The 25,533-nt window shown below is 74.9% G+C and carries 11 protein-coding genes; all 11 read right to left on the reverse strand.

Annotated elements, in window-relative coordinates; all coding sequences use genetic code 11:
• Positions 1-12 precede the first annotated feature (12 nt).
• A complete protein-coding gene (locus tag ACSURM_RS37040; protein ID WP_436960516.1) occupies positions 13-1,509 on the reverse strand; it encodes an HAD-IB family hydrolase in 1,497 nt (498 codons plus the stop codon).
• On the reverse strand, positions 1,506-3,287 hold the full coding sequence (locus ACSURM_RS37045) for a 1-acyl-sn-glycerol-3-phosphate acyltransferase (protein WP_436960518.1): 1,782 nt from the start codon (positions 3,285-3,287) through the stop codon (positions 1,506-1,508). The genes ACSURM_RS37040 and ACSURM_RS37045 overlap by 4 nt, the downstream gene beginning before the upstream one ends.
• A gap of 68 nt (positions 3,288-3,355) precedes the next feature.
• Entirely contained in the window at positions 3,356-12,430 is a 9,075-nt protein-coding gene (locus ACSURM_RS37050) for a beta-ketoacyl synthase N-terminal-like domain-containing protein (RefSeq protein WP_436960519.1), read from the reverse strand.
• A gap of 123 nt (positions 12,431-12,553) precedes the next feature.
• Positions 12,554-15,688 carry an SDR family NAD(P)-dependent oxidoreductase gene (locus ACSURM_RS37055; protein WP_436960521.1) on the reverse strand — a complete coding sequence of 1,045 codons (3,135 nt, stop codon included), beginning with the start codon at positions 15,686-15,688 and terminating at the stop codon, positions 12,554-12,556.
• The gene (locus ACSURM_RS37060; protein ID WP_436960523.1) at positions 15,685-18,648 is read right to left on the reverse strand and encodes a type I polyketide synthase; all 2,964 of its coding nucleotides are present in this window, start codon (positions 18,646-18,648) and stop codon (positions 15,685-15,687) included. The genes ACSURM_RS37055 and ACSURM_RS37060 overlap by 4 nt, the downstream gene beginning before the upstream one ends.
• A 405-nt stretch (positions 18,649-19,053) precedes the next feature.
• The gene (locus ACSURM_RS37065) at positions 19,054-20,670 is read right to left on the reverse strand and encodes a PfaD family polyunsaturated fatty acid/polyketide biosynthesis protein (RefSeq protein ID WP_436960525.1); all 1,617 of its coding nucleotides are present in this window, start codon (positions 20,668-20,670) and stop codon (positions 19,054-19,056) included.
• The gene (locus ACSURM_RS37070; RefSeq protein WP_436960527.1) at positions 20,667-21,329 is read right to left on the reverse strand and encodes a response regulator transcription factor; all 663 of its coding nucleotides are present in this window, start codon (positions 21,327-21,329) and stop codon (positions 20,667-20,669) included. Before ACSURM_RS37070 ends, ACSURM_RS37065 begins: the two co-directional genes overlap by 4 nt.
• Before the next feature lie 104 nt (positions 21,330-21,433).
• On the reverse strand, positions 21,434-22,843 hold the full coding sequence (locus ACSURM_RS37075; RefSeq protein ID WP_436960529.1) for a wax ester/triacylglycerol synthase domain-containing protein: 1,410 nt from the start codon (positions 22,841-22,843) through the stop codon (positions 21,434-21,436).
• Position 22,844: 1 nt separating this feature from the next.
• Positions 22,845-23,513, reverse strand: coding sequence for a hypothetical protein (locus tag ACSURM_RS37080; protein WP_436960531.1), 669 nt, complete (start codon positions 23,511-23,513; stop codon positions 22,845-22,847).
• Between the two features lie 82 nt (positions 23,514-23,595).
• Entirely contained in the window at positions 23,596-23,739 is a 144-nt protein-coding gene (locus ACSURM_RS37085) for a hypothetical protein (protein WP_436960533.1), read from the reverse strand.
• A gap of 49 nt (positions 23,740-23,788) precedes the next feature.
• Positions 23,789-25,279 carry a CocE/NonD family hydrolase gene (locus tag ACSURM_RS37090; RefSeq protein ID WP_436960535.1) on the reverse strand — a complete coding sequence of 497 codons (1,491 nt, stop codon included), beginning with the start codon at positions 25,277-25,279 and terminating at the stop codon, positions 23,789-23,791.
• Between the last annotated feature and the right edge of the window lie 254 nt (positions 25,280-25,533).

Consider the following 25,533-nt stretch of genomic DNA (forward strand, 5'->3'; position numbering starts at 1 on the left):
CGCCGGACTCCGTCAACCGGACGGCCAGTGACGCAGGGTCGCCGTGAACATGTCGCGGACGCGGTCGGTGTGGTGGCGGATGTCCTCCTCCCGCCACCCCGACGTGTCCACCGGAGGCAGCACGGCCACGTCGACGCGGCCCGGCCGCACCAGCCGCCCGTCCCGGGCCATGACGTCGGTGGCGTTGCGGATCACGACCGGGACCACCGGTACCGCCGCCCGCGCCGCCAGCCGGAACGCGCCGGTACGGAACGGCCCCGGGTCCGGTGTCCGGGCCCGCGTGCCCTCCGGTTCCACCAGGACGGACACTCCCTGGCGCAACCGGGCAAGCGCCGAGGCGAGCGCGGCGGCCGACCGCTCCCGATCGCCACGATCGACGAACACACAGTCGGCGAAGCGGAGGAAGTGGCCGATGCCTACGACGTCCGACAGCTCCTGTTTGGCCAGCGCGCACCAGTCGGCGCGCAGCAGATGGGCGAGAACCAGTGCGTCCACCGGGCTGCTGTGGTTGGACACGAACACCGCCGGCCGCCTGCGCCACACGTGGTCCGCGCCGGTGACGGACACCCGCACCCCCGCTGCGCGCAGCACCAGATCGCTGCCCACGGACAGTGCCGTCCGCGCGGCCCGGCGGCGGTCACCCGTCACCGTCCCGACCAGTGCCGAAGCGGTGAGCGCCGTGGCCGCCGCACCGGCCGCGGCGCCCGTCGCGAACAGCGCCGCGGCCGCGCCCGCCCGGCGTGGCGCGAGCCGTACCACCGGCCAGCCGCGCGCGGCCGCCTCCCGGGCCAGTGCCGGGCGCGGGTTGATCACGCGTGGCCGTCCGACGCTCCGCAGCAGCGGCAGGTCCTCGTAGCCGTCGCAGTAGGCGAAGCTGTCGGCCAGGCGCACCCCGTGATCGGCGGCGTGGGCCCGGACCGCCTCCAGTTTCGCCGGTCCCGCGCACAGCGGGGACGGCGCACGCGCGTCGACCCGTCCGCCGGCGGACCGCACCGGGGTGCACAGCAGGTGGCGCACGCCCAGGGCCCGGGCGACCGGTTCGGCCTGGGGGGTGGCGGCGGCGGTGGCGATGACGACGGTGTGCCCGCGCTCCTGGTGGGCGCGCACCAGGTGCCACATGTCACGCACGATCCGCGGCGCGATGTCCTCGGCGAAGACCCGGTCGGACAGGGCGAGCAGCTCGCTCGTCGGGCGGCCGTGCCAGTGCGCCGCGGCGGCGGCGCCGAGCCGGGCGGCCGCCCGGTTCTCCATCCCGGAGCGGGCGCGCAGCAGGTCCGCGGCGATGCGGGCGGGTGACGCCGAGGTGAGGGCCCGCCACGCCTCGGCCGGCCACTCGCCGTGCCGGATCCGGTTCAGGCAGAAGGCGAGCGCGGAATGACCGCGGATCAAGGTGCCGTCGAAGTCCACGTACACCCCGGTCGCCGGCCCGGTGGGGGCCTCGGCGATCTCCGCCAGCAGCCGGCCCAGGCCGGTGACCGTCTCCTGCGGTCCGCACGGTGCGGCGGTCACTGCTGCGCCTCCCCGCCCTCGGCGCGGTTCCGTAGTCCGGTGAGCGTCCGCAGGTCGTCCAGGGCGCTGTACAGGTTTGCCGCTCGCTCCCGGCGCAGCCCGGGCTGCGCCCCGCCCGCGTCGAGCAGGCCGCGCCGCTGTGCGTCCATGAGGATCGCGGAGTACAGGTGGGGTGAGGCCACGTCGGCCGCGGCCGGGTGCAGACGTCCGCTCCACCCGGTATCGGACAGGGCCGCCGTGAGCACCGTCATGCGGTCGACCGGGCGTCCGCCGGAATGGAGGCGCAACTGGCGGAAGACGACCGCCTGCGCGGTGATCAGACCGTGCAGGACATCGGGAGCGATGAGCGGGCCCGAACCGCGCAGCCGCTCGTCGAACGTCCACAGCCGGTCGTCGTCCGGTCCGCCGCCGACGGTCAGCCGTTTCAGTTCGACGACCGCCGTCGCCAGCAGGAACGGGTCGCACTGCAGGCCGGTCCCGCAGGTCACGAGGTCCAGCAGCAGACGCAGTTCCCGTACCCCCCGCTCCCAGGCGCCGTGGGCGGGCACGCGGGAGGCACGCAGTGCGGCGATCTCGGCGACGGCACGCGGCCAGAACCAGTGCACTCCCTGGTTGCGGTGGAGGGTGGCGATCCGTGGCACCGCGCGGACGAGGGGTTGCCCGTCGGTGTCGGTGAAGGTGACCGCCCCGGCGGCGGCCAGCCGTTCCAGCGCGCTCCGCACACCGGCCTGGGTGCGCAGTTCCGGTGGCGGCGGGGCGGCGGTGGTGCACCGTTCTAGGGCATCGAGCAGCGGCTGGGCCCGGCGGTGCACGTCGGGAACGGTCAGGGCGGGGGACCGGCCGGTCAGGACGACCGCGGTGACGGCCTCGGCGGTGACGACCGTGGCGCGGCAGACCGCACGGGTCACATCCCGCCCGAGCAGGCGCGCCCCCCGCGTGACGTCGCCCTGGGGCGCCCACGCGTAGCCACTGGCCTCCAGCGGGGTCCCGAAGCGCACGTCGACGCGGCCCGCGGCCCGGCGCTGCTGCCGGACGTAGTGCAGGAACCACCGCAGCGACTCCGGTGCCTTGCGGCGGCCGTCCTCCTCGTCCGCCAGCCGGGCGGCGTCCGGGACCGGCGTAAGGGTCAGCGAGACCGGAACGAACCACACCTGGCGGCCGACTCCCAGCCGCACCGCTTCGAGGGCGTGCGTGAGCAGACCGTGCCGCGGGGGCTGCGGCAGCCCGGTCCTGGTCCGGCTGCCTTCCTGGTACCACTCCAGGGGGCTCCCCTGCGCGAACAGGTAGGCCAGGTACAGGCGCAGCGCCGTGCGGTACACCTCGTCACCGGACAGCGTGCGGCGCAGGAAGACCACACCGGCCCGGCGAGCCGGCCCGGTCAGCAGCGGCAGGCGCAGATTGTCGCCGGCGAACCAGGTGGGCCGCGGCACACCGCACTGGCGCACCACCCGGGCCAGGAAGAGCGGGTCGGCATGCGAGCGGTGGCTGGGCAGGAACACCACGGTGCCCGAGGCGGCGAGCCGGCGGACCGCCTGCCGTTCGGGTTCGGTGCTGTGCACCTGCCAGCGGCCGGCCACACACCACCGCAGGATCCGGCCGAACAGCTCCGTCCACCGGGGCCGGCGGCCGGTGGCCATCTGTCGCAGACAGCGGCGGAGTTCGTCGCGGACGGCCGTGGTACTGCGGTCGGTGAGGCGTGCCAGACGGGCTGCCTCGGCGCAGGCGGACGGCTGGGCGAGCACGGCGGCGGCCACCGCCCTCGGGGTCTGACGGGTCATGAGCGCTCCCTGAGCGAGGAGACGGTTACGGGGGTGCCGGGCGGCGGAGCGAGCCGCCCGCAGGGTCTTCAGGCGGGAACACGCGCGAGAGGATGCCCCGGACGGCCCCCGCCCGCGGCGGGCGGTGCCGGGCGGCACGGCGGTTCCCCGGCCCGGGCGCCGGCCTCCCCGGTGCCGGGCCGGCCGGCGAGCGGCCCGGTGAGACCTCCGGGGACCCGGGGCAGGTTCCGCACCAGGGCGGACAACAGCGCGTCGTCGGTGGCGGCGTCGGCCGTACGGAGGTGTGTGGGATCCGGCTCCGCCCTCCACGGCGGCGCCGCGCCGACGAGGGACCGTACCGGCACCTCGTCCAGTGTGCGCAGCGCCGCGCGGACGGCCTGTGCGGGCTCGCGGGCGAGCGCGGCGGGCGGCAGCGCCCCGGCGAGCAGGTGGTGGCAGCGGAGCCGTACGGGGTGCGGGCCGCGGTGGCGCGCTGCGCCGGGGCCGTGCGCCGGGGCCACCGGACGGTAGCTGACGGGGTGCACGGGTGCGCCCGCCCGCAGCGCCCCGCGCAGCACCTCGTCCCCGGCCTGCTCCGTACCGGCCCCCACGCCCGCGCTCGCCGGCCACAGCACGTCACCGCCGTGGGCGAGATGCGCCGCGGCCCGTTCGGCGGCCGGCGCGGCGGGCTCCGCGCACGGGCAGGTACGTGGGTCGAGGCCACTACCCGGGCTGCCGAACACCAGCCCGAGGAGTCGCCGGGTCCACGCGCCCCCGCCCAACAGCAGTGTCGGGACGTTCCGCAGGGCGGAGTTGACGGCCGCGAAGACCAGGGCGGCGGGATCGACGTCGGGGCCGCTCACATACAGCCGGCCGGTGTCCCGACGAGGCTCGCAGGCCACGGGAGCGCCGAGTTCCAGCTCGGTGAGGAACCCGCGGGTCAGCGCGGCCAACAGGACCAGGCCGCCCCAGTCGTCACCGTTGCGGGCCCGCCACCAGTCGGTGACGGGGCCGATGTCGAGCGAGGGCGCCGCCGCTTCCCGGACCGTCACCCCGATGCCCGCGCGCCCCAGGGACAGGTGGTGCCGGGTCAGCGGCCGGGTACGGGACCGGGCGCTCAGCCGCCCGGCGCTCGTGCTGATCAGGCAGGGGTGGACATCGGACAGGCGGGCGACGTGCTCACGGGCGGCCACCTCCGCCACCGTGTCACCGGCGGGTGTCCCGTCCGGCACGCCGAAGACGGCCCTGACCGTGCCGGGGAACCAGTCGACCTCGGAGACGTCGTGAGCGGTGACGGTCGTGCTGGTGCGGTCGCCGCGGCCGATGCCGGGTCCCGGCAGGGGGACCCGGTCGCGCAGGAACGCTTGGCGCAGAGCGGGGTCGTAGCGGCCCAGGAAGCCGAGGGGGAGCAGGTGCTCCTCCACCCGCATGGTCGCCAGGACGCGTCCCGACCGGTGCAGGAACAGGTCGATCAGCGGGCGGTCCGGATCGTCGTCGGCGCATCCGGCGAAACGGGCGTCGACCCGGAACGCTCCCGTCGTCGGCAGCGGCTCGTACAGCCGCAGATGGATCAGCCGGCGCGGGAAGCCCGCCCTGCCCGGCGCCACTCGGGCGTCCCACTCTTCGAAAGCCTGGTGCGGGACGACGTGCAGCGCCGCGTCGAGCAGTCCGGGCGCGACGACGCCGTAGGGTACCCGGCACCTCGCCGGCCGGACGACTCCCGTGCTGCCGCCCCGGCCCCGGCGCAGGCCGGCCAGCGAGCGGAAGGCCGGTCCGTGGAAGAGTCCGCCGTCCTCGTACGGCAGGCACAGCGCGGGGTGGGAGTCGGACAGCGGCGGGGGAAGTTCGGGCGGCGGGCCGGCTTCGTGCCGGACGACGGCGGTGGCGACCCGCTCGTATCGCGACAGCGCCGGTGTGGCCGCCTGCCGCCACAGCAACAGCCGTACCTCGGTCCGGTCGCGAACGGCCCGTACCTCCGTCAGCAGCCTGCGCGGGGAGCCGACGACGATCCAGCGCTCCAGCGCCAGTTGCTCCACCGCCCGTACGGCACGCCCGGTGTGACGCTGCGCGGCTTCCGCGAGCACATCGGCCACGCAGGTCATCGGCAGGGCGGGCGCCGTGTGCGTGGGCCGGTGATCGGCCAGCCAGGGCTCGGCGGCGGAGTCGAGGACGCGCGCCGCGAAGTGGTCCGGCAGGGGCGGCGCTCCGGTGTCGGTGACACGCAGCCCGATGTTGCGTACGTGGTAGATCCGCAGGCCGTCCACGGTGAGCCAGGCCTGGGCCACGGCGTACCTGCCCTCCAGGGTCTCTCCCGTCTCGGTGATCTCCAGGTCGATGACCACCCGCCGCGACGCGGGGGTCACCTGTCCGCGGTACTTCCACGTGAGGGGTGGGTCGTCGGCCAGCGGCTCGAAGGCCGGGGCGCGCATGCCGGCGGCGAAGTCCTTCTCGATGAGCAGCACCCGCAGCAGCTGGTACATCGCCTCCACGCCCAGCGATCCGGGCTGGACCGGGTCCTGGTAGAAGTGCGCGCGGAAGTACCAGCTGTCACCGCGGACGTCCTGCTCGCCGCGTACGCTGCCGAGGCCCGCGGTGCCACCGGCCGGGCGGCACCGGGTGACCCGGTCCGGCGTGACGAGCCTCGGGTGGCCGATGCGCAGGGGTCCGGTGCAGTACTTCTCGGGCCGCACGGTGAGGTCGGTGTCCGGCATGTCCCCCGCGTCCCGGTCCGCCGGGCCGGAGGGGTCCTCGGCCGGTCCGTCGTCCAGCCCCGTCCGGGTGTCGAACGCCCCGGCGGGGAAGTACCCGAAGCTGGTGGTGCAGGTGAGCGCGGGTGCCCCGTCGGCGGTGCAGGTGACGTCGAAGAAGACCAGCACCATCGAGCCGCCGGTGGTGACCTCGCGCAGGGTGGCGCGGGTACGAAGGACCCGGGTGCCGACGGGCACGGGCCGCAGCACGGACGCGGTGCCGTCCAGATTGCGGAAGAAGAGGTCCTTCCCCTGGTCCGGGGCGCAGCCGGTGTACTGGGCGAGCCAGCCGCAGGGTTGCAGCGCGGCCTCCATGAGGATCGCCATGGGCAGTGTTCCGCCGCTGTCCTGCCAGAACCAGGCGTCCTCGGCCAGCTCGAACTCCGTTTCCACCGCACTGCCCGGTGCCGGCCGGCCGGCCTGTGCGCGCAGCGCGGTGACCCTGTCCACGCACAGATAGGGCGGACCCGGGAGCCGGGGGAAACGGCTCCTGCCGCCCAGGGACGCGAACGACGGTCCCATGGCCTCCCTCGGGCTCCCCCACGCGCAGGCGAGCATGCTGTCCCGGTCCAGCAGCGTGCCGTCCACGGTGACGGCGGTCCTGGCCGGTGGCCTGGCGCGCAGTTCGGCGGCGGGGACCGGCAGCGTGGACGGATCGTAGGCAGCGCCGGTGCGGACGAGGGTGCGCCACTGGTCCCAGGGCGTGTCGGGCACCAGTGACAGGGCGAGCCCCTCCGCGTGGAAGGACTTCCTGCCGTCCACGGTGCACAGCAGGTCGGCGCGGATGACCGGTTCGGGACCCTTCTCGACGGCGCGGACGAACAGTTCGTAGACGAGCAGCTCGTTGCCGGGCACGGCCTGGCCGCGGCAGCGCATCCGCACGCTCTCGTGTGGGACGGGTTCGAAGCGCCAGCCGTCGCGCCCGGTGGTCAGACCGAGCGCGGCCAGGTGGAACGCCATTGCCTGGTAACCCCCCTCCAGCATCAGCGTGCCCGGCATGCACGGGTCGTTGTGGAAGTGGCCGTCGAAGAACCATTCGCCGCCGGTCAGGGGGAGTTCGGCGCGCAGGTACCCCGCGCCGGCCGGTCCGCCCGCCGGGTCGAAGTGGGTGACCCGCCGGATGAGCTGGTGCCGGTCGTCGGCGATGCGGGGGGTGCGCAGATGGCTGCGGGTGGGTTCCCAGCCGGGGCCGAAGCAGTCGACGGGCCGGCCCTGTGCGAAGGCGGTTACCCGTTCGGGACCGAAGGCAGGCGTCCGCCCGGTGTTCGGGTCACGGCCGGCGCCCGCGCCCTCGGGGACGGCCTGGGGCAGGGCGCCTTCCGGTGCCAGGGCGTCCGGGGTCCACAGGACACCGGCCGATGTCCGCAGTTCGTGGTCGGTGAAGAAGCCGGCCTGTCCGTTGCGGACGCTGATCCGGGGTTCGTCGCCGACCCAGCAGTCGTACTGGAAGAAGAAGAGATGGACACCGGTGTGCCGGGCGTGGCCGGTGATCTCGATGCGGTAGCGGAGGGTGTCGCCGGGCACCGGCAGCGGCCCGTGGAAGGTCAGGTCACAGCCGAGCAGCCGGTACACCCGGTCCTCCGTCTGGCGCAGGTCGATGCCCAGCCAGCTGATGAGCAGCAGGTCCGCCTGGCCCGCCTCGACCGTCATCGCGGGGGCCATCCGCCCGGCCGGGTCCAGGTACCAGGCGTCCGGCCGGATGTCGGTCTCGGTCCAGATGACGCCGGTACCGAGGGAGCCCGGCTCGGCGTCGATCCCGGTCACCCGGTCCACGAGCAGCATGGGCGGCCGGGGCAGCCTGGTCTGGCGCCGGCGGCCGTCCTGGGGGCGGAAGAGCGGGCCGAGGACCTCCGACACCGGTCCGTGGGCGAGCCGTTCGAGTTGTGCCCGGTCGAAGCGGGGACCGGGCAGTCCGGTGAGGGGCGGCGGGGCCGGGAGGCCTAGTGCGCGGGCGGGCCGTCCGTACTCGACGGCGCGGTGGCGGTGGACGGCCGACGGCAGGGACCGCGACGCGGCCGTCCCGGGGGCGGCGCCGGCCGGGGGCACGGGGGAGAGGGCGGCGACTGGGGCGGGCCGCCGTACCGCTACCGCGCCACCGGTCCGGGCCGGTGGCCGGTCTGCCGCGGGTTCGGGGCCGGGGGCCCCGGCGGGTGCCTGGTCCGCGCGGACACCATCGGCCGCGAGGGCCGCGGCGGGGGCCCGGTCCGCCGGTCCGGCGGCGGGTGCCTGCACGGTCACGGCGCCGGCGGTCGAGGCGCGGGGCCGCGGAGCCGGCGGGTGGGACGGGTCGGAGAGGGGAAGGGGTGGCGGGGCCGGGAGAGCCGGTCGGCCGGAGGCCTGCCGCGACACCGAGGACGTGTGCGGTCCGCGGCCGGTGTGCGCCGCTCCCCGTGGCGTGGCACGGGCGGCTTGGAGGACACCGGTGACTTCTGCGCCTGCCCGTGTGGCGGCGGGCGCGGGGGCGGTGGCCGCCGCCGTGGTCCCGTCGTCCTTCCGGGCGTGGACGGGCGTGCCGTCGTCGGCTCCGCGCGTCTGGCCGGCGGCGGTCGCGGTACCGGCGGTGGCGGGCGCCGCGACCGCGGGTGCCGCCGTGCCCCCGGCCACGGGCGCGGTGACGGCGGGCAGTTGGGCGGCCACCGTGATGGTCCGGGCCGCACGGGCGAGGTGGGAGGGCGGCGGGGTGAAGCGGCGGGTCAGTGCCTCGTGCCGCACGGGCACCCCTGCGGCCAGCAGGCGGCCGGTCACGTCGAACAGGTGACGCACCGGGTGGTCGGAAGCACCGTCGAGCGCCACCGCGAGGTGATCGCGTCCCCGCAGAATCTCCGAGGTCCAGCCGGTGCACAGCTGTTTGGGGCCGTGCTCGATGAAGACCCGTACGCCGTCGGCCCAGGCCTGCTCCACGGTGGCCGCGAAGTCCACCGTGCGGGTCGCCTGCACGGTCAGCGCTTCCGCGATGCCCTCGGCCGTGGGGTACCGCCACCGGCCGGTCGCGCAGTCGTGGAACCGGACGCGGGGCTGTGGTTCCGTCGCCCGGTGGTGGAACGCCCGCCAGCGCTCGGCGACCTCGCCGACCTCGGGGGCGTGTGCCACGACGTCGTACGCCAGCTCGAACGCGTACGCGGCGTCGAGCTTGTCCAGGACCCGTTGGCACGCCTCGGACTCACCACCGATGGTGCAGCAGGTGGGGCTGTTGACCGCGGTCAGGTGTACGGCGGGTTCGCCGCGCAGCGCCGCCCGTACCCGGTCCGGTGCCGCGCCCAGGAGGTGGGTGGCCCAGCGGGTGCCCTGGATGCCCGACCTGCGCCAGACGGCCCTGACCGCCTCACAGGGGCCGGTCAGCAGGCCGTTGAAGAGAGGGTTGCGCATGGCGTCCGCGACCAGTGGCCGCAGCTGCCGCCAGTGCCCCAGCGAGATCAGGGCGCTCGCCGCGCCCGAGGAGTAACCCAGCACGCTGTGCGGGCGCAGCCCCAGGGTGTCCTGGCTGATCGCCGTGTGCAGCCGGCTCATCAGGGTGGCCGCCCAGATCAACTGCATCGCCGTGGGCTGCGTCCCGGCCGACGGCTCGTACAGCCACTGCACGAGCCGGTCCAGCGGACCGCACCGTTCGGCGAGGGCGTGCGCCACGTCGGGACAGGCCGTCAGCAGCGCGCGGCCCATGCCGTGGTACGTGGCCGCGCCACCCGTGTACACGAACGCCACCTCTCCGCCGACCGGCCGGGACCGGTAGTGCACACCGTCGGGGCGGCGGCCGACGCCGCGCAGCCAGCGGACGGCGGCTTCGACACGATCGCGCAACTGCGCCTCGCCGCAGGCCTGGACGACCAGCCGGGCCGGGCCCCGGTCGTCCTCGCGGTAGGCACGCGCGTTCTCCAGCACGGCCTCCGTGCCGGTGCCGGAGTACACGTGCAGGCGCGGCGCCGGTTCCGTCAGCTGCGCACGCGGCACGTCCGGGGCGGCCTGCAGGCGCAGACGGTCGGTGTCCACGCTCTGCGCGGGCTGGACGACAACGTCCGCGGACCGCTCGCCGAGCCACGGAACGGCCGGCTCCCCGCGACGGGGCAGCAGCGCCCTGCTGAGCGCGACGACCGCGATGGCCACCGACACCATGCCATGGGCGCAGTCCGCGTGCCCGAACAGCTCCGCGGTGTCCACCGAGACGCCTCGTCCTCCCGACGCGGCCGGTACGTCGCCGACCGTCAGCCTGGCCGGGCCGCCGACGGCGGCGGAGCCCGGCGGCGGGATGACGGCGAGGACGCGGTCACCGTCCCGGCGCGCCGCCCGGGCGGACTTGACGACGATGACCACGGCCGCGTTCACGGGAGTGTGCGGCTGGTCGAGTGCCGACAGGACCGACCGGTGCACGTCCTCGTCGGGCATGGCGACGGCTCCGACGACGGCCGCGTCACTCTCGCCGGCCCGGATGGCGCGCACGGCCAGCCGCAGTGCCTCGAGCCCGGAGGACTCCCGGGCGGACAGCGCGAAGCCGGGAGCGGTCAGGTCCAGGGCGAAGTTGATCTGGCTCGCGAGAATGGCCCCCATGTGCCGCATCACGGAGTTGGCGGTCAACGGCTCGCACAGCGGAGGGAGTTCGCTGCCTTTGCCGCGTTCGGCCGGTGCGCTCGTGCGCTGCCAGCGGCTCCGGTACCGCGCGGTGTCGGGGGTGGCTTCGGCGCCGACCATGACGAGGGTGCGGTCGCCGGGCAGCCGCAGTCCGGCGACCGCCTCCTGGCAGGCGGACAGCAGCATTCCCTGCTCGGGGTGGGCGTCGATGAAGTCGGTCGGCGGGAAGGGCAGTTTGTCCAGAGCCAGGTGGACGCGGCCGGCGCGGGCCGAGCCGGCCCGGCCCGCGGCCAGGTCGCGTGCGAAGTCGGTGACATCGGCGCCGCCGCCCAGCCGCACCCCGAGGCCCACCACGACCACGTCTTCGGCGCCGGTGCCGTCCGGGGACGTATCCGCGGAACGCTCCGCGTCGCCGCCCGCCGGGCCGGCCGCGTGCTCCGCCGGCGTGCCGTCCGCCGCGTCGGAGGCGTCCGGGACGGAGGCGTCGGAGACGGAGACGTCCGGGACGGCCCCGGGACCGGGGGCCGGCGGGGGTGCGGCGCCGGAGACGGGGGGCGGCCAGCCCTCCAGCACCACGTGCGCGTTGCTGCCCCCGAACCCGAACGCGCTCAGGGCCGCCACCCTCGGACCCGTCCAGTCCTCGGGCTGCGCCGGCAGCCGCAGCGGTCCGCCGGAGAGCTCCGGAGACGGCTCCTCCACCCCGGTGACGGGCGGGATCACGCCGGTGCGCAACGCCTCCACGACCTTGAGCAGGCCCACCGCGCCGGCCGCCGGCAGAGCATGGCCGAAGTTGGCCTTCGACGAACCGGCGGCCAGGTGGCGCGCGGCGGCGAACACCCGGTTGCTGGAACGGATCTCGACGGCGTCGCCCAGCGGTGTCCCGGTCGCGTGGCACTCCAGCAGACCGACCCGCTCCGGGGCCAGCCCGGCCTGCCGGTACGCCTGGTGCATCGCCCGCTCCTGGGCGTCCTGGTCGGGGGCGAGGATGCTGCCGCGCCGCCCGTTGGCGGTGCAGCCGACCCCCCGGATGACGGCGAGCACCGGGATGTCCCTGGCGAGCGCGTCGGGCAGCCGCATCAACGTCACGAAGGCCGCTCCCTCGGCCGGTACCAGCCCGTCCGCCCGACGGTCCAGGGGCAGGCTGCGCCCTCGGCCGCTCAGCGCGCCGAGGGCCGTGAACCCCATGTGGATGAAGAGACTGTCCGCGCCACTGGCTCCGCCCGCCACCATCACGTCGGCCCGGCCGTCGTGCAGGCGGTCACAGGCGAGCTTGACGGCGTACAGGGAGGACGCACAGGCCGCGTCGAGAGTCAGGGTGCCGGCGCCGAGCCCCAGCAGCCGGCCGGCGACCACCGCCGGCTGACCGAAGCAGAACCGGTTGAGCGGATCGGGCGTCCCCGTCCTGTCGCGCCCGGTCGGAAAGGCGTTGCCGGTCTGCCACTGGCGCAGCGCGATGGTGGCGAGCGAGGCGGTGGGATAGGTCAGGTTGCCCATCACCAGCCCGGTGCGGGTGCTGTGGCGGGCGCCGGGCACGGGGGCGAGTGCATCGGCCACGGCGTGGACGGTCCAGCGGAACAGCGGTGCGAGACGCGCCGCGCTCCAGGCGTCCCAGCCGAGCGCGCGGGGGCGGAAGACGGAGTCGAAGTCCCGTACGAAGCCGCCGACGTCGGTGCGGATCCGGTCGGGGTCCGGTTGCCGGGTGGAGCGCAGGGTCCCGGGATCGACGCCCCAGCGGCCCTCCGGCACTGCCGACAGGGCGGTGCGGGCGGTGACGACGGTGTCCCACAGCGCGCTGGGGGTCAAGGCACCGGGAAGGACACAGCCGTGTCCGACCACGGCGATCGGTGGAAAGCGCATGAGAAGTCCTGGTCGAAGAGGGGGAGTGCGGACGGCGGGCGCCGGCCGGGGACCTGCCAGGTGCGGCGGGCGGGTCCCCGGAACGGGGCGCCCGGGACTGCGGGGAGGCGGCCCGGGCGCCGGTCAGTCGGGACGGACGAACAGGCGGATACCGAGGAACGTGGCGCGGGGGGATCCGTCCTCGTCGGTGAGGAACGCGTCGCACACCGCCTCGAGATCGTTCGCGGACCGAGCGGTGACGCGGCACGTGACGGGCCCGCTCCGGGCCGGTCCCGGGCGGTGCACCAGGCACTGGGACACGGCCATCGGGAGGCTGGGCCGGCCGAGGACGCCCTCGGCCCACAGGACCGCCAGCTGCATGGCCCCGTCCGTGAGCGCGGCATCGGTGCGGGCGTGCGGGTCCTCGGGCCACCCCATGGCGGTGCGCCCGTGCAGCGTCCCGAGGGCACCGTGCTCGTCGCGTCCCTCGATCTTCCGTACGACCCGGAAGAGCGGACCGTGGAAATGGGCCTTGCTTCCGTAGCCCAGCGGTGCGCACGGTGCGGGCGGCGGGTGCGGTGGCCTGGCGGCAGTGTCCGGCGTACCGGGCGGGACGAGCGGTGCCACGGCAGTGAAGCGGGGACACCGGCCGCCCGCGCGCAGCTCCAGCGGCCAGCCGTCCGCCGTGGGGGTCCGGGTGGTGTGCAGGCTCAGCCACTGCGCCTGGGGGTAGCGCTTCAGGGTCACCGTGCTCCGCACCCGCACGTCGTGCAGGGCGAACGGTTCGTCCTCGGCCCGTTCACCGGGCACCGCCCGTGCCAGCCACTCGACGGCACTGGCCACCGGCAGCACCACCCGCCCGGCGATGGCGTGGTCGGCCAGCTCGGGCTGTGCCTCACCGCAGACCCGCACCGCGCCCCGGGGCACCAGCGCCGCCGGGGCACCGGATGCGGCCGTACCCCACCGGGTGAGCTGGGACGCGTCCGCTACGAGCAGCACGTGTGCGGGGCCGTGTGCCGCCGTGATCTCGTCGGCGAAGGCAGCCGCACCGTCCTCCGGCGCGATGAGTGCGGCACCCTCGCGGGCGAAGTGTTCCTGGAGCCCCGGCGTCACCATGCCGCCGCGCCACGGACCCCACGCCATCGACACCACCCGCGTGTCCGGACGCCGGTGCGCCAGGGAGGCGGCCAGATGGTCCAGCACGGCGTTGGCCGCGGCGTAGTCGGCCTGCCCGGGGTTGCCGACGGCGGCGCTGATGGAGGAGAACAGGCAGATGGTGTCGAGCGGGTCGCCGGCGGTCGCCGCCAGCAGGTGGCGCAGGCTGTCCACCTTGGTGGAGAAGACGGCGTCGAACTGCTCGTCCGTCTTGTCGGCCAGCGGTTTGTCGGCGATGACGCCCGCCGCGTGCACCAGGCCGGTGACCGGCCCCCAATGCTCGCGGGCGTCTCTCAGACACTCCCGCAGGGCGCCCGGGTCCCGCACGTCCACCGCCGCGTAGCGGACGGCGGCACCGGCTTCCGTCAGGCGGCGCACGGTGGCGTGGACCTCGCGGGCCGCGAGCCGGCGCCGGGCGTCGGCTGTGACCTCGGCCGGGGTGCGCCCCGTACCGGCCGCCCTGTCCCGCTCCAGCAGCAGCCGGGTCAGGGAGGGAAGGTCGGCCGCTGCGGCCTCCGCCGGCTCCTCGTCGGCGGGATCGGTGAGCGGGGTCCGTCCCAGCAGCAGCAGCCGGATGCCGGAGGCCCGTGCCGCCAGTTCCGCCAGGCAGTGCGCGGTGATGCCCCGACCGCCTCCGGTGACCACGAGGAAGGAGCCGGAGCCGACACGCCCCGTCCCGCCGGCCGGCAGCGGTGCCGCGTCCGTGTGGACCGGGACGCGGCGTGCGCCGTCCGCGGCGAGAGCCACCTCCGGGTCGTCGCCGCCGTTCAGCAGCTCCCGGGCGAGGGCCCGGCCGGTGTCCGCGGGCGTGCGGCCGGTGTTCTGGCAGTCGATGGCCTTGACCACCGCGTAAGGCCATTCCCGCGCCGCGGTCCTGGCCAGGGCGGTGGCACCGCCGAGCCAGGCGCCCTCGCCCTGCCGGCCGCTCAGCCCGAAGTCGCCGCCGCCGTCCTGCACGAGCACGACGCTCACTTCACGGCCGGTCGGCCGGGCGGCCGGCGCGGGCGCCAACGCGCGCAGCGAGCCCAGCAGATCGCGATGGAGAGCGGCCGAGGCGTCCGCGGGGGTGGCGGGCGCGCGCAGCGCGTCCAGGAGCACCACGCATCCCGCGTCGGCGGTGTCCGGCCCACCGGTCGGCGGGCCTGGAACGACCCGGGCCGCTACGCCGTGGGCGGTGAGTTCCGCCGCGAGGGCTCGGGCGATGCCCCGCCCGTCGTCGGTGATCAGGACACCGGCGTCGAGCCCGGGCAGTGCCAGTCCGGGCGGGCGCTGTCGCCGGAGGCCGGGGACCAGGCGGGTCAGCCGGGGAGGGGCGGGCCCGCCGGCCTGGTCCTGTAAGGAGATCTCCCGCCCGATCTCGCCGTGTGCCTGGGCCAGCCGCTCCAGGATGTCCCCCATGGTGCGCAGCGCGGCCATGTCGGAGACTTCCACCTGCGCGAGCTCGGGTACCTCCTGGCGCAGGGCGGCCAGGATCTGCACGCGTTTGATGGAGTCGATGCCGAGGTCGGTCTCCAGCGCCATGTCGTCGGTGAGGATGTCGTCCGGGTAACCGGTCAGGTCGGCGACGACGCCCCGCAGGATGCGGGAGAGCCGCTCGGTGGACGGCGTGCCGCCGTCCGCCGGCCCGGCCGCCTCGGCAGCGGGTGACGCCGTGGCACCCGGGGCTTCGGGGAAGGGCACCGCGACCGGCTCGCCGTCGGGTGCCGTCGCGCGGGTCACCGGGTGATCCGCCGCCGGCGACGGAGCGCCGGCCGGGTCCGGTGACCGGTGCGCCGACGGCTGGTCCGGGCGAACGGCGCGCGGCGCGTCGTACTCGAGCGGCTCCCGGCCGTGCGCGGCGGGCGGAGCCTGGTGGGGCGGCGCGGCGAGGGTGTGGGTGATGAAGCGGGACAGCTCGCTGAGCAGTCCCTGGGCCGCTTCGAGGTAGGTGCGGTGGATCTGGGCCATGACCTGCTGGTGCTCGGCGTGCAGGTCGGTGATCTGCTGCTCGGTGCGCTCCAGCAGTCGCCGTGCCTCCTCCGCCGTTTTGGGGCCGATGGCCGGGTCCGGTGCCGGCACGTTGTTCGCGGGCAGGTCCGCGTCGGGTTGTCCGGGTGTGCCGGTCACCGGCGGATGGAGTGTCATGAGCGGTTTCCTTCCTGGTGGCTGGTGCTTGCGGCGGAAGCCGCCGGCAGGGCGTCGGCGCGCGGGGCCGGTTCCCGTGGCGGCGGCGGGGGATAGCTGCGGCCGACGTTGTTGCCCCCGATGGGCAGGCGCATCCTCGGTTTCCTCCGTTCGTCGCGGACGGCGGGTGCGTGGTCGCTCCACAACGCCGCGAAGTCGATGGGACGGGCGCTGTGCACGGCCAGCGCCGCGAGCGCGTCGTACAGGCCGGTGAAGGCGTCGGTGCCCCGGCGGTCGACGCACACCGGCAGATGGGGCCGGTCGCCGAGCACCCGCGAGACCAGGCCGCTCAGCGCGTTGCCGGCACCCAGCTCGACGAAGACGCGCACCCCGTCGGCGTACATGGCCTCGACCTGCGCGGCGAACCGCACGGGTGAGCACATCTGGGCGCCGAGCAGCTCGCGGACCGCCGCGGGATCCCGGGGGTAACGGCCGGCCGTGACGTTGGACCACACATCACGCCCCGGGGGCCGTACGTCGATCAGGTCGAGGAAGGCGTCGAAGGGCTCGGCGGCGGCGGCCACGGCCGGGGTGTGGAAGGCCGCGGACGTCCGTAGGCGCGTGGCGGCCATGCCCCGGGCGGCACACTCGAGTTCGGCGCGCCGCAGCGCCTCCGTGCCGCCCGCGAGCACCACCTGGTCGGGCGCGTTGTGCGCGGCGAGCCACAGACCGTCCGGCGGGGTGGTGGCGATGATGCCGGCGATCCGGTCCTCGGGGCAGGTCACGGCCAGCATCCCGCCCGGGTCCCCGGCCGCCGCCTTGGCCATGAGCTCCCCGCGCCGGGCCGCCAGCCTGAAGAGCGAACGGGCGTCGTACGCGCCCGCGGCGTGCAGGGCGACCAGTTCGCCGAAGCTGTGCCCCGCGGTGCAGTCGGCGACCACCCCCACCCGGTCCAGTGCCGCCAGCTGGGCGAGGCTCTGTACGGCGAGTGCCGGCTGGGCGATCTCCGTCGCCGCGAGGGAGGCCGCCCGCCGCTTTCGGCCGGCCTCGTCGAAGGCCGGCGGCGGGAAGACCAGCCGGTGCACGGCCAGCCCGAGTTCCGCCCCCCAGCCGGCGGCCCGGTCCCAGACGTCGAGCGCGGGCGGATGGCGCCGGGCGAGCCCGGCCCCCATGCCCACGTACTGGCTGCCCTGTCCGGAGAAGACGAAGGCGAGCCGTCCCCGGACCGGCTCGGGGCCGCTGTAGCGGATCATCCCGGGGAGGGCCACGGTGCGCTGTGGCTCGGCGGTGACGCGCGCCGCGGCCTGGCGCAGTCGCTCGGCCGCCTGGAGCGGGGTGCCCGCCAGCACCGCCAGGCGGTAGGGCAGGCTGGCGTCGAAGTTCCGCTGGGTGTGCCGCGCGAGGTCGGCCGGCGCCTGCCGCGACTCGGCGAGCCGCAGGGCGGCGGTGGCCAGCTCGTCCGGTGTCCCGGCGGCGAGCAGGACGAGTTCGCGTTCGGCGTCACGGACGCGGCGGGGACGGGCGCGGCCCGGCGCCGGCCGGTACTCCTCGGCCGTGAGGTGGAAGTTGCTGCCCCCGAAGCCGAAGCTGGAGACGGACGCCCGCCTGGGGTGCCCCTCGGCGCGCACCCAGGGGCGCGGCTGGGTGTTGACGTACAGCGGGCTGCCGGAAGCCGACAGGGTGGAGAGGGGACGGGAGACCTTGATGGTCGGCGGCAGCACGCGGTGGTGGAGGGCGAGGACGGCCTTCAGCAGTCCGGCCGCACCGGCCGTCGATTTGGTGTGCCCGATCTGTGACTTGACCGAGCCGATCGCGCACCACGGACCGCCGTCGTCGTGCCCGTCGTGCCGGGCGTGGCGGTCGGCGTCGAAGACGTTGTGCAGGGCGGTCGTCTCGGCGGTGTCCCCGGCCTTGGTCCCGGTGCCGTGGCCCTCGACGAGTTCGACGGTGGACGGCCCGTACCCGGCCTGCTGGTAGGCACGGCGGAGCGCGAGCTCCTGTCCGCCGGCGACGGGTGCGTAGATGGCGCCCCCGCCGCCGTCGGAGGAGGAACCCAGACCTTTGAGGACGGCGTACACGGGATTGCCGTCGCGCTCGGCGTCGGCGAGGCGGCGCAGCGCGAACATGACGATGCCCTCGCCGAGCATGGTCCCGTCGGCGCTGTCGGAGAAGGGCCGGCAGTCCCCGGACGGGGAGAGCGCCGGGGTCTTGCTGAAGCACATGTACATCGGAATGCCGTTGAACGTGTCGGCGCCGCCGGTCAGCACGGTGTCGCAGCGGCCGAGCTGGAGCTCCGACACGGCCATCGACAGCGCGGCCAGGGAACCGGCACAGGCGGCGTCCACGGTGCAGTTGGGGCCGTTGAGGTCGAACCGGTTGGCGATGCGCCCGGCCACCACGTTGCTCAGCAGTCCCGGGAACGTGGCCTCCTGCCAGGGGACGTACTGTGCGGCGATCCGTTCGCACAGCTCCTCCGCCCGCGCCTGGTCGATCCCGCCCTCGCGCAGGGCCTTGAGCCACATCGGCCGCTGGAGCCGGCAGGCCATCTCGAACAGCAGCTCCAGTGCGGAGGTGCCGATGATGACGCCGGTCCTCTCGCGGTTCATGCGGGCCAGGTCGCCGCCGGTGGCGTCGAGCAGTGCCTGCTCGGCGGCGACCAGGGAGAGCAACTGGGTGGTGTCGGTCGCGGACAGCGTGTTCGGAGGGATGCCGTAGGCGAGCGGGTCGAAGTCGACCGGGTCCAGGAAGGCGCCCCGCCGGGCGTAGGTGTGATCGGGGGTGCTGGGGTCGGGGTCGTAGTAGTCGTCGATCAGCCAGTGGGTCGGCGGTACGTCGCGCATGAGGTCGCGGCCGCTGAGCACGTTCCGCCAGAACTCGTCCACGGTGTGCGAGCCGGGAAGCAGCGCGCCGATGCCGACGACCGCGACGTCCAGGGGTGTCGGCGGCCCGGGATCGGGACGGGCAGGGGAGGGAAGGGGCATGGCTGTCTCCTTGAAGACGATCGGTGGGCTGTGCGGGCGTGCGCGGCAGGGCGGTCCGCCGGGGTGGCGCGCGGTGCGTGGTGCCCGGTCGCCCGCGGGGTGCGCGGGAGCGGGTCCGCGACGGGACGCCTGGGCGGGGCGCGTGCTGCGAGGGCCGCCGGTGCGCCCGGCGGTGCCCGGTGGAAGTGGCGCTTCCCGGGGGGCGTGTCCGCGATCCGTCCGGGCGCGGACACCGGGGGAGGTCACGGCGGCCCCGGTGGCCGGGCGGCGACCGGATCGTCCGGTGCGCGGCGACCGGGGGCCGAGGCCGGGCGGGGCGTAGCGCACCGCGCCGGCCCAGGGGCCTGCCGAGGGGTGCGAGCACCCGGTGCGGCCGCCCGGACGAGCGGGCCCGGGGCCGGGGGATCAGGCCAGGGGGCGGGGGGTGAAGGCGAACGCCTCGGGTGGTACGGGCACACCGGCGGCGCGCAGTTGCTGTGCCCGGGTGACGACCGTGGCACCCTCCAGCAGGTTCCGGCCGATCGCGGCCACCGTGCGGGCCTCGGGGGCGGCCAGGCAGCTGCCGGCGACCCAGTGGTTGAACGCTCCGATGGCGGGGCCGCACCACAGCTGGAAGTCGAGCCGGCGGTCGCGGTCGCCGGCGATGGCCCAGCGGCTCGACTGTCCCAGGTACCAGCGGAACAGCAGCGCCATCCGGTGGCGGGGGTCGGCGGCGGCCCGGTCGAGTTCCCGGGGGTCGCGTTCCCGCCAGAAGTGTTCCGTCTCCCGCCACACCTGCTCCACCGTGGCGCGCAGCACGTCGCGCTCCAGCCGGGCGCGGGCGGGTGCCGGCAGGTCGTCCAGGCTGCCGTAGCTCTGGTACAGCTCGTACAGCAGGTGCGCCCGACGGGCGAACATCGTGCCCCTGGAAAGGACTTGCACCTTCACCCCCAGTTCGAACATGTCCGCCGCGGGTGCCATCACCGTGTCGGTGAGATCGGCGCCGGCGAGCAGCGCGCGGGCCTCCTCGCTCACCCCCGCCTCCACGGCCGTCTGGTTCACGGACCCGGTGACCACGTACGCCGCTCCCGCTGCGAACGCGGCGGCCACCGCGTGCGGCGTGCCCAGCCCGCCGGCCGCACCGATCCGCGCCGCGGGCAGACCCCGGCCGGCGAGTTCGTCACGCAGGGCGAACAGACGGGGCAGCAGGGCGCAGAGCGGACGGTTGTCCGTGTGTCCCCCGCTGTCGGCCTCGGCCGTGATGTCCTCGGCGATCGGCACCCGGGCGGCCGTCCGCGCCTCGTCGGCGCTCAGCCGGCCCGCCTCGAGGAGGGCGCGCACCAGGTCCGGCGGAGCCGGTGACATGAAGGCCCGGGCGGTCTCGGGCCGGGAGACCTTGGCGATGATCCGTACCGGCCGCCGCACGGATCCGTCGGGCAGTTCGCGGACGCCGGTGAGCGCGAGCCGGGCCACCGCCGGGGTCAGTTCCATGAACGCCGACACGGACACCGTCGGGACGCGGTGGGCCAGCAGCAGGTCGGCGACGGTGTCCTCCATGCCGCGCTCGGCCGGTGAGTGGATGAGGTTCACCGCCCAGCCGGGCCCGTCACCCAGTTCCCGTCGCAGCCTGAGGATCTCCTTCTCGATCCTCGCCGGCGCCAGCCCGGCGGCGCCGAACACACCGAGCATGCCGGCACGGGCGGCGGCGGCGACCATGTCACCGGTGGCGATGCCGTTGGCCATCTCTCCCACCACATAGGGCAGGCGCACCCGGTGGGCGGCGAGAAAGGCGGCGTCGCCCAGCCACTCGGGGGCCAGGGGCGGCAAGGTCCCGACCACCCGCCAGTCGGCCCCCGCGGGCGGCGTGGCGTGGCCGTCCGGTGCCGGCAGCACCCCGCGCACCCCGTCCTCGTACCGGTGCACCACGTGGACCGGTGATCCCGGCGCGTGTGCCGCGAGGAGGGCTCCGCAAGGGGTGAAGTCCGGTTGTGGCGGCCCGGGGCTGGTCAGCGCGTCGGGCGGCGCGGTGCGCAGTGATGTCATCGTCGCTCCTGTGTGTCGTGCTCCACACGCACCGAGCGGCCGGTGGGGGCGGGAGCGACCGGGTGGGGGGAAGCCGGGGGTACCGTGTCCGCCCGGCCGCCGGGCCGGGGCTCCGGAACCCGGCGGGCGGGTGCGCCGTGGGCCGGGGCGTCCGGGTCCGGTGGCGCCGCTTCGGCCTGGAGGACATAGAAAGCCGCCTCGGTGCGGCTGGTCACGCCCAGTTTGCGGAAAGCGGTGGACAGATAGTTCTTGATGGTCTGCTCGGACAGTCCCAGTTGCCGGGCGATGACCCGGTTGGACAGTCCGCGGCTCATCAGCGTGAGGACACGCCGTTCCTGCGGGGTGAGTCCGCGGACCCCGTCGGCGCCCGTACCGCCGGTGTGGGCGTCCGCGCCGTCGGGCACGGGCTGGGCGGTAGGCGGTTGGCAGGACTGCGGCGGCCGGACCGCGCGTTCCGCCGCACGCTCATCGTCGCGCTGGAGCCTGGCGGCGTGTTGGATCAGGTTCATGGCCCGGGCGTGTGCGCGGGCGATGGACTCCATGAGTTCCAGGGCCGTTGCCAGCATCAGCCGGCAGTCGTCCTGCACGGAACGGTTCGCGGCGTCGGCCCGTTCGGCGGGGGCCGGCTTGTGGCAGCGGAGATCGTGGCTGTGGGCCAAGGCCAGTCACATCTTCCTCGTCGGAGCCGTCGACGGGTGGTATCCGGTCGACGAGCGGAGGGTGAAAGCTCGGTGCAGACCTGGGGCACAGGTGTCGTGCGGGGTCAGTCGTCCACGAGACCTGTCATCTCCCGGAGGCCCGTCACAAGAGCACTGTGCAACAGATCAGGGTGTTGTACGGCCTCGGTGTCGATGTTCACACCGATGGCGCACGTCTTGTCATACGAACACATGGCGACGGAAAAGCCGCAGTTCACAGCGGGAGCGAAGGGGCGGATGGCGGTCACTGCGACGCCGGCCAGCCGCACTCGGTCCCCCGGCCCGGGTACGTAGGTGCAGTGCACGTCGCTCGCGGTGAGCTGCCGGGCGAGAACCCGTACCGCGGGGCCGGGCGCCGCCGCCAGGAGGACGGAGAACGGGCCCAGCCGGTCCGGGTCGATCAGGGGGCCCGAACGGGCGGCGCGCACGGCGTGATGAACGGCGCGCAGGCGGCGCAGAGGGTCGGGTTCCCCAGCCGGTCCCGCGAGCCGGACGCCGGTGAACCGGTTGCCCCCGTTCCGGTGTCCCGAGCCGTCGGGGAGAGCCGCGGCCACCGCCATGGGGACGCTCGGCCACGTGGTCCCCACCGCCTGGTGGTAGTGGTGCAGTCCGCCCAGGACACCGGTGAGGAACGCGTCCTGGGTGCTGCCTCCGACCAGTCGCCCGGCCTCGCGCAGTGACGTCCTCGGCAGGTCGACGATCCGCAGCTCGCGCTGGGTCGACCTGCCCTTGAGCGCCGGGGAGTGGGGCGCCGGGAGCATGAGCGCGGCGGCGCCGGAGCGGACGGCCGCGGGGACGGCCCGGAGGGCGCCGGGCAGTGGTGCGAGCGGGTCGAGAAGGCGTCGCGCCGTCGCGCAGGCCGCCCGCCGGGCACCGTCGAGGACGGCACCCGCGAACATGGGAAGGAGCGGGACTGATCCGAGCAGCCGTTGCCCGGTGTCGCAGGGAGGCGGAACGACCCGCAGGCGCGGCTGTTCGGCATCGGCCCCGTCGTCGTCCGCGCACAGCGTGTCCAGCATGCGCACGATCAGCCGGCCGTCGGCCAGCGCGTGGTGCACCCTGAAGACCAGCACGGAGCCGCCCGCGCCGGGCCCCTGCAGGAGCAGGCATTCCCACAGCGGTCGCGCCGGATCGAAGGGAGTCTCCGCCAGCGAGCGTGTCAGGTCGAGCACTTGGTCCACGTCGTCCGGCTTGGGGTGCCGGATCACGCGCAAGTGGCGGCGTACGTCGAGGTCGGGCACCGGTGTCCAGCGTGGCCGGCCCACTGCCAGCGGCCCTTCGGCCAGGTGGCTGCGCAGCTCCGGATGGGTCCGGGCAGCGTGTTCGAGGGCCTGGCACAGCCGGTCCCGGTCGGGTGTCGCGTCCAGCGAGACCATCACCAGGATGGGCAGGCGCAGTCCGGGACTCTCGGTCCGCCAGAGCACCGCCTCGGAGGTGGTCAGCGCGCGTGCCCGGGAGGCGTGTTGCGAAGACATGTCAGCCCTTCCGTCCGGAGTCGGTGCGCATGGCCTCCCACAGGGGCAGCACGGTCACCGGGGTCTGTGGCGGCAGCGGCCAGACCGGCTTCCCGTCGGGGGAGGTGTGGCCGGTCGCCGGTGTGGTTCCGGCAGCCGGGCAGGCGGGCGACGGGTCGCCGCTCACCGGCCGCGGCGATGTCTCTCCGGCGGTGGGTGTCCGGTCCGGAACGCGGGTGGGGGGTTCGTGCTCCGGGATGTGGGCGGTGGGTGTGTGGTCCGGAATGCCGCCGGTGGGTTCGTGGTCCGGTGCGGGACGGGCGGGGGCGGATGCCGCGCCGGCCCTGCTCACGCAGGCGTCGGGCCGGGCCGTCGAAGAACCCGTCGGTGCCGGGGAAGCGGCGATGCCGGGCGTGGGACCGGCACTCCGCGGTTCACGGGAGGCCCGGGCCGCCGGGGCGGAGGACGCGGGCTCCGGGACGGCCGCGGGACCGGTTCCGGACGGGCTGTGCGCCGGTACGCCGGGACTTGCCCGCGTCGAAGCCCGGACGCCGGGGGCCTCCACCGTCACGGACAACGGGTTCGGCGCGGGCGAGGTCGTCTGTGAGGGCTGCTGGGGCCGGTAGCTCCACGCGGCGAGCAGGCCGGCGAAGGCGGCGACGAGGGTGGTGAGCATCTGCCGGACACTCATGGCGGATATCCCTTCGAGCGGGAGTGGACGGGCGGTGCGTTCCTTCCGGGGCGGTCACACGGAACGGGGGCCATGCCTCAATTCACGTATGCAGCTCCTGGAAGAAGGCCGCGAAGGACCGGAGAAACCGGAGCACGGTGGCATTGGTGTCGCGTACGAAGGAGGCGAACTCCAAAGGAGACACCAGGATGAGATAAAGGGTGATGGTGAAAAGAAGCCAGAACATGGGGCCTCTTCCGCGAAAGAACATGGAGGGCGCCTTCGGCCGGAGGTGGTCAGCGGTCGCCCAGCGCCTCGCTCAACGGAAGCGTCAGCCGAGCCGGCTCCGCGGGCGGTGAGTGCAGCGTCACCCTGCTCAGGGGGCGGGTACGGATCAGGCAGGTGGGATCGCTGGTGCCGACGATCAGTCCGATGCGGCGTCCCGCGGGGACGTCACGCACCGTCGTGCGCAGCCGGATGTGGACGGGCACGGGGCAGCGTCCGCCCGTGGCGGTCGTCGTGGCCCCCTGGCTGACGAGCCGCCCGAACCCGGTGGGACCGACCTCGTACAGATGGGCCGTCAGCGTCACCTCGGGCGCCGGGCAGGCGACCGCCAGCCGCACCGTGGGGCAGCCGCGGATGCGGCCGTCCGACGGGAGCGGATCGCTCAGCCAGCGGCCGGCGGCGAGGGCGGGGACCAGCGGGAACCAGACTGCCGGGAACAAGGCGTTGAACCGGTCGCCACGGAACGGCGGGGGCATCAGGGGCATCCGGTCGGTCGCCCCGGACGGTATGGCGCCGAGCAGACCGCTCGTCCAGGCGCCGCCGCGGCCGGCCAGCGGACCGGGGCCGAGCAGCCCGGGCGCGCCGAGGCCGAGGGTGGCGGTGTGCTCGGCGGTGCTTCGCCGGCCGCCGGGAGCGTCACCGTCCAGTACGACCACGGCACCGTCGTCGTGGACTCCGGTCGGGACCTCACGCAGTTCCCGGTCGAGCCAGCGTTCGGCGTAGTCCCACAACTGGCGGCCCGTCTTCTCCGCCAGCTGTGCGACCGGCAGCAACGGGTGGCCCCCGGGGTGCAGCAGAAGCACCGAACGGCAGGTCAGCGCGGCGTGGAGGTCGGCGCACTGCTCGGGGCGGAGCACGACGTCGTTCCAACTGGCCGCCAACAGAACCGAGACCTGCCTGGCGTTGAGCCGCTCCACGTGCGCGGACACCGACCGCGCGGCCGCCCAGCGCTTCAGCTCACCGCGCTGGAGCCCGGTGAAGAAGCGGCCTATGGCGAGGAGCAGGGACTGGCTCGGGCGCCCCCGCAGCAGGCCCAGGCTGAGCAGGGCCGCCGAGGCCAGCCGAGGGGTGTCGCCCGCCGCCAGGGCCTGGTACAGGTCGGCCCAGCCGTCGAAGGCGACGACGGTGGAGATACGGTCGTCCGCCGCGGTGGCCAGCAGGCTGATGGCGGCTCCGTAGGACACTCCCATGGCCGCGATCCGTTTCCCGTCGGCGGCCGGGATCGTGTTCTCGATCCAGTCCAGCACGGTCCGGAAGTCGGAGACGTCCCGTTCCGATGCCGTGCCGACCCGCCCGCCGGAACCGTTGAAGCCGCGCGGGGTGTAGCCGACCGTCAGGTAGCCGGATGCGGCGAGCCTGCCCAGCATCAGGGTGAAACTGGCCGGGCTCGCCGCCCAGCTCGTCGGCAGGACCACCACTGGGCGGGAGCCGGGCGGCGCCGTGACCGCCCGGCTCCCGCCGTAGACGGTCACGTCCAGCCGGGTCCCGTCCGGACACGTCACGCAGTGCCGGTCACCGCTGGAAAGGACACCCCGCGCGGATTGACGCGGAATGGCATCGGATAAGGGTTGGCGCTGTGCCTTCATATCTTTCCCGATCGATGGATTCAGTGGTCGGCGTCTATCTCGCTGCCGACTCAACCGAAGGTAGAGCCGACGAATAGGAGCCCGCAATGAGTACCTTCTTCCGGGTACGAATCGGCAATGTTTATTCCATCGATTTCGGGGCGGGGGTCCGACGGACGCGGCGGGGCGGG

Source organism: Streptomyces sp. SudanB182_2057, assembly GCF_964272715.1.
Taxonomy (GTDB): domain Bacteria; phylum Actinomycetota; class Actinomycetes; order Streptomycetales; family Streptomycetaceae; genus Streptomyces; species Streptomyces rubradiris.

Coding starts and splice junctions, on each gene's coding strand:
- ACSURM_RS37045 (WP_436960518.1), bottom strand. CDS start 3,287: ATGACCCGTCAGACCCCGAGGGCGGTGGCCGCCGCCGTGCTCGCCCAG.
- ACSURM_RS37050 (WP_436960519.1), bottom strand. CDS start 12,430: ATGCGCTTTCCACCGATCGCCGTGGTCGGACACGGCTGTGTCCTTCCC.
- ACSURM_RS37055 (WP_436960521.1), bottom strand. CDS start 15,688: ATGACACTCCATCCGCCGGTGACCGGCACACCCGGACAACCCGACGCG.
- ACSURM_RS37060 (WP_436960523.1), bottom strand. CDS start 18,648: ATGCCCCTTCCCTCCCCTGCCCGTCCCGATCCCGGGCCGCCGACACCC.
- ACSURM_RS37065 (WP_436960525.1), bottom strand. CDS start 20,670: ATGACATCACTGCGCACCGCGCCGCCCGACGCGCTGACCAGCCCCGGG.
- ACSURM_RS37075 (WP_436960529.1), bottom strand. CDS start 22,843: ATGTCTTCGCAACACGCCTCCCGGGCACGCGCGCTGACCACCTCCGAG.
- ACSURM_RS37080 (WP_436960531.1), bottom strand. CDS start 23,513: ATGAGTGTCCGGCAGATGCTCACCACCCTCGTCGCCGCCTTCGCCGGC.
- ACSURM_RS37085 (WP_436960533.1), bottom strand. CDS start 23,739: ATGTTCTGGCTTCTTTTCACCATCACCCTTTATCTCATCCTGGTGTCT.